Annotated in this window: 4 protein-coding genes; 2 read left to right on the top strand and 2 right to left on the bottom strand. The window is 58.6% G+C overall.

Annotated features, from left to right (window positions below; all coding sequences use genetic code 11):
- A partial coding sequence (locus tag DKT70_RS18470) for a hypothetical protein (RefSeq protein WP_233490630.1) occupies positions 1-259 on the top strand: 259 nt, incomplete at its 5' end.
- A gap of 218 nt (positions 260-477) precedes the next feature.
- Here DKT70_RS18470 and DKT70_RS16405 read toward each other — a convergent pair.
- Positions 478-1,317, bottom strand: coding sequence for a LysR family transcriptional regulator (locus DKT70_RS16405; RefSeq protein ID WP_158530131.1), 840 nt, complete (start codon positions 1,315-1,317; stop codon positions 478-480).
- Positions 1,318-1,431: 114 nt separating this feature from the next.
- Here DKT70_RS16405 and DKT70_RS16410 point away from each other — a divergent pair, with 114 nt between their 5' ends.
- Positions 1,432-2,400, top strand: coding sequence for a quinone oxidoreductase family protein (locus tag DKT70_RS16410; RefSeq protein WP_111560157.1), 969 nt, complete (start codon positions 1,432-1,434; stop codon positions 2,398-2,400).
- A 112-nt stretch (positions 2,401-2,512) separates the two neighbouring features.
- Here the strand turns inward: DKT70_RS16410 and DKT70_RS16415 are convergent, their stop codons facing one another.
- Positions 2,513-3,061: a GNAT family N-acetyltransferase gene (locus tag DKT70_RS16415; RefSeq protein ID WP_111560158.1), complete on the bottom strand. Its 549-nt coding sequence runs from the start codon at positions 3,059-3,061 to the stop codon at positions 2,513-2,515.
- Positions 3,062-3,266: the final 205 nt, after the last annotated feature.

Here is a 3,266-nt window from a genome sequence, read left to right on the forward strand (position 1 = left end):
GATCACCCACGCAAAACCCAAGCGGAATTCGAGGAGTCGAACCAGCATATCGACTGATACGCCTAGCCCCTGGTTACGGCAGAGCAACCCCGTCGCTGATAGTTACTTCGGCACTGACGGGCGGCTATGGGCTCTTCGCCTCGGGCGCTTGGCAACCCTTCAAGGGCTGCTTTCGGCCAAGAAATTTGCAGCTCTGCCGGTGACAAAGGAAGCTTTGATTGGCAAAGAAGGACGTTTTGCTGTGCAAACGCAAAATTAAGCTGCTGATTTCATTGACATGGTGAGGACGTTTATCGTAGAAAACCACCCGATGTTCTGTGGCACATAGTTCTGCCTTTTTTGTCAGACAGCCTGCCTCTTGAGCTTGCCGGCTTGGCGAAAGCGGACGGTCAGCGGTCGGCGCAGCATGGACGCGAAGAGCCCTCATCCACGAATGCTGCAACTTGCCCGAATGACCGTGTGCGAAATGCCAAAACATCAGTTCAGCGCCATTCTCAGAGCCTTGATCGTCCGCCTGATCCGTTCCTGATGGCGCTGCGAGTTGTGGGTCACCGACCAGATCTCGCGGGCGAGAAGTGGTTCACCGGATCCCACCCGTATCAGTTCGTCTTTGTCTGCCGCCAGGAAATCAGGAAGCGCCGCGATGCCGCCCTTTGCCAAGACCGCTGCCAGCTGCAGATCAAGGTCATCCGCATAGCAGGCAAACCTCCCTTCCGCGATCCGGTTGAGCGCGACTTGTTGCGGCATGGCATTCCGTACGTCGCCCTGACCGATATACCGCCGGTCCTCCTCGGAAGTGCCCGCGATGTACTGGCGGTGCGCATATAGACGAAACGCGATGGAGCCGAGTTTGGAGACTGCCAGATCGCCTGCCTGCGGCCGCGACAGGCGCACTGCAATGTCGGCCTCACCGCGTAACAGCGAGGCGAACTCGATTTCCCCGGCGAGTTTTAGCTCCAGCTTAGGGTATTCTCGGCCGAGTGACAGAAGCGGACCGATCAGCCGGGCTCTGGCCAAGGCAGGGGGGGCGGAAATCGTGACCCGGCCGCTCATGCCGGGTCGCATCCCGGCCGCGCATCTCCTCGCCAGATGGGCAGCCTCCATCATCGGCCGGGTCGCATCGGCAAAATCGCGCCCCGCCGCGGTCAGGGCCAGTCGCCGTCCTCGCCGGTCGAACAGCGCAAGACCGGTCTCGCTTTCGAGTGCCTGTATCCGCCGGGTAACGGTGGTTCGTTCGACACCCAATTCGCGCGCAGCAGAAGCGGTACTGCCGGTTTCGACCAAGGCAATGAAGAAGCGAATGTTTTCCCAATCCATGCATCGCACCCTTTCGAAATGCATTTTTGCATCAATATAGTGTAGGATCTACGCATTTCATGCCGTCGTGATGTCACTAATATTCCGTCTCGTTAGATCGGAATGAGGTACATCATGACGCATGTCGTCGAGCTATCCGCCCCCGGTGGGGTGCAGAATCTATCGTTTGTCTCGCGTGACATCGGCAATCCTGGCCCTGGAGAAATCCGTTTGCGTCAGACTGGTGCGGGCGTGAATTTCATTGACATCTATCAACGAAAGGGGATCTACCCTCTTTCCATGCCTGCTATCCTCGGCGTGGAAGGCGCGGGTGTGGTGGAAGCCGTCGGCAAAGGTGTCGCCCAAATCGCGGTGGGGGATCGTATCGGCTATGCAGGGGCCGTGGGCGGATATGCCGAAGCGCGGCTCTTGCCCGCCTGGCGCGCGATGAAGCTCCCCAATGATGTTTCCAACGCGCTTGCCGCCAGCAGCCTGCTGAGAGCCTGCACTGCGCATATGCTGCTGCACAAGGTCCACCAGGTGACGCCGGGAACGACGATCCTGATCCATGCCGGTGCCGGTGGGCTGGCCAGCATCGTCATTCCATGGGCTAAACGGCTGCGAGCTCGGATCATGGCTACGGCGAGTACCGAAGCGAAAGCTGAACTTGCTCTGGCGCATGGTGCTGACCAGGTCGTCATCGGCCGCAACGCGGACATTGCGGTGGAAGCTCGAAAATGGACCGATGGTCAGGGCGTGGATTTCACAGTAGATGGCATCGGTGAGCCGACCTTCAGGGCCTCCCTAGAGGCGACCGCAAAGTTCGGCACCTTCGCGAGCGTCGGCCAAGCGGGCGGCGAGCTTGGCTCGCTCTCGGCAAGTGATCTAGGCCCGCAGAGAAGCCTTGCGTTTCATATGCCAAGCGTGATGGCCTATCTCGCGGATCCTGCCCGCTACGAGAAGGTTGCAACCGAGGCGCTGGCCGCCTTGAGCGCCGGGCCAAGGGAACCAGAAGGGCCGCAATTTGCGCTTTCCGACGCCAGTGCCGCACAGTCTTCCCTTGAGAATGGCGCCACCACAGGCACGCCATTCCTCGTGATCTGAGCGAGATAGAAAGCCGCCGTTCGCATCTCAATGTAGAAGGGTTGCTTCGTCCCGCAGAGGAGCCCCTCGACCGTTTTCCTGATCCGTCCGCTTTGCGGGGCCAAGCTGCCATTTAGGGACCGTGATACACGCGAATGGCGTCTGCAAGGAGGCGGGCGCTCTGCCATTGGTAGCGCACCACTTCGACCGGAGGGTTGTTGCCACGCCGCCTTATCGACTGCTCAACCACAGTTCCACCAAGACCATCGTAAAGGCGCCGTGCAGGCGCATTTTCAGAGAACGCGATCAGATGCACAGCATGGCCAAGTCTATAAGGATCGAAGCGATCTAGCGCATTTCGGATCAGGGCACGGCCATGTCCACTGCCCCGCCAATCCCTTCCAAGATACAGGTTGTGCAAGTAGCTGCCAAATTCGGGTTCATGGTCAAACTGAAAGCAGATGAAGCCAGCCACGCTGGCTTCATGCTGCGCAACGGTGATCTGTGTGTTCGGATCATCGAGGTCTTCGAACCTTTGCTTCCACAAGCGCAGCTTTTCGGTAGGCGTCGCATTCCGCAGATAGTCATGCGGGAGGATTTGTGCATACGCCTGTTGGCTGATCTCGACATGAAGCGAGATGATAGAGTCACGGTCAGGGCGCAATGCAGGGCGAAAGATCATGCTTCACCAGTATATTGATGATACTTAAAAAAGCGACGAATGTCGGCAAAGGGCTGTTCGAGTCGAAGATCCGCCCTCGTGCTGCCGACCGCTATGCGGGACAAAGCTGCCTTCAAGTGGTCGGAGCGTTGTAGGCCAACCTTTATCCGTGTTAGATATCTGAACAATTCGCGTCGAGGGCTGCTAGGGGGTGCTATGTCCGAAC

It is taken from the genome of Paracoccus sediminilitoris, from assembly GCF_003259195.1.
In the GTDB taxonomy this organism is placed as follows: domain Bacteria; phylum Pseudomonadota; class Alphaproteobacteria; order Rhodobacterales; family Rhodobacteraceae; genus Paracoccus; species Paracoccus sediminilitoris.

What these genes read in the sequence shown, in the direction of transcription:
- DKT70_RS16405 (WP_158530131.1), bottom strand. Translation starts at nt 1,317, where the DNA reads ATGGATTGGGAAAACATTCGCTTCTTCATTGCCTTGGTCGAAACCGGC.
- DKT70_RS16410 (WP_111560157.1), top strand. Translation starts at nt 1,432, where the DNA reads ATGACGCATGTCGTCGAGCTATCCGCCCCCGGTGGGGTGCAGAATCTA.
- DKT70_RS16415 (WP_111560158.1), bottom strand. Translation starts at nt 3,061, where the DNA reads ATGATCTTTCGCCCTGCATTGCGCCCTGACCGTGACTCTATCATCTCG.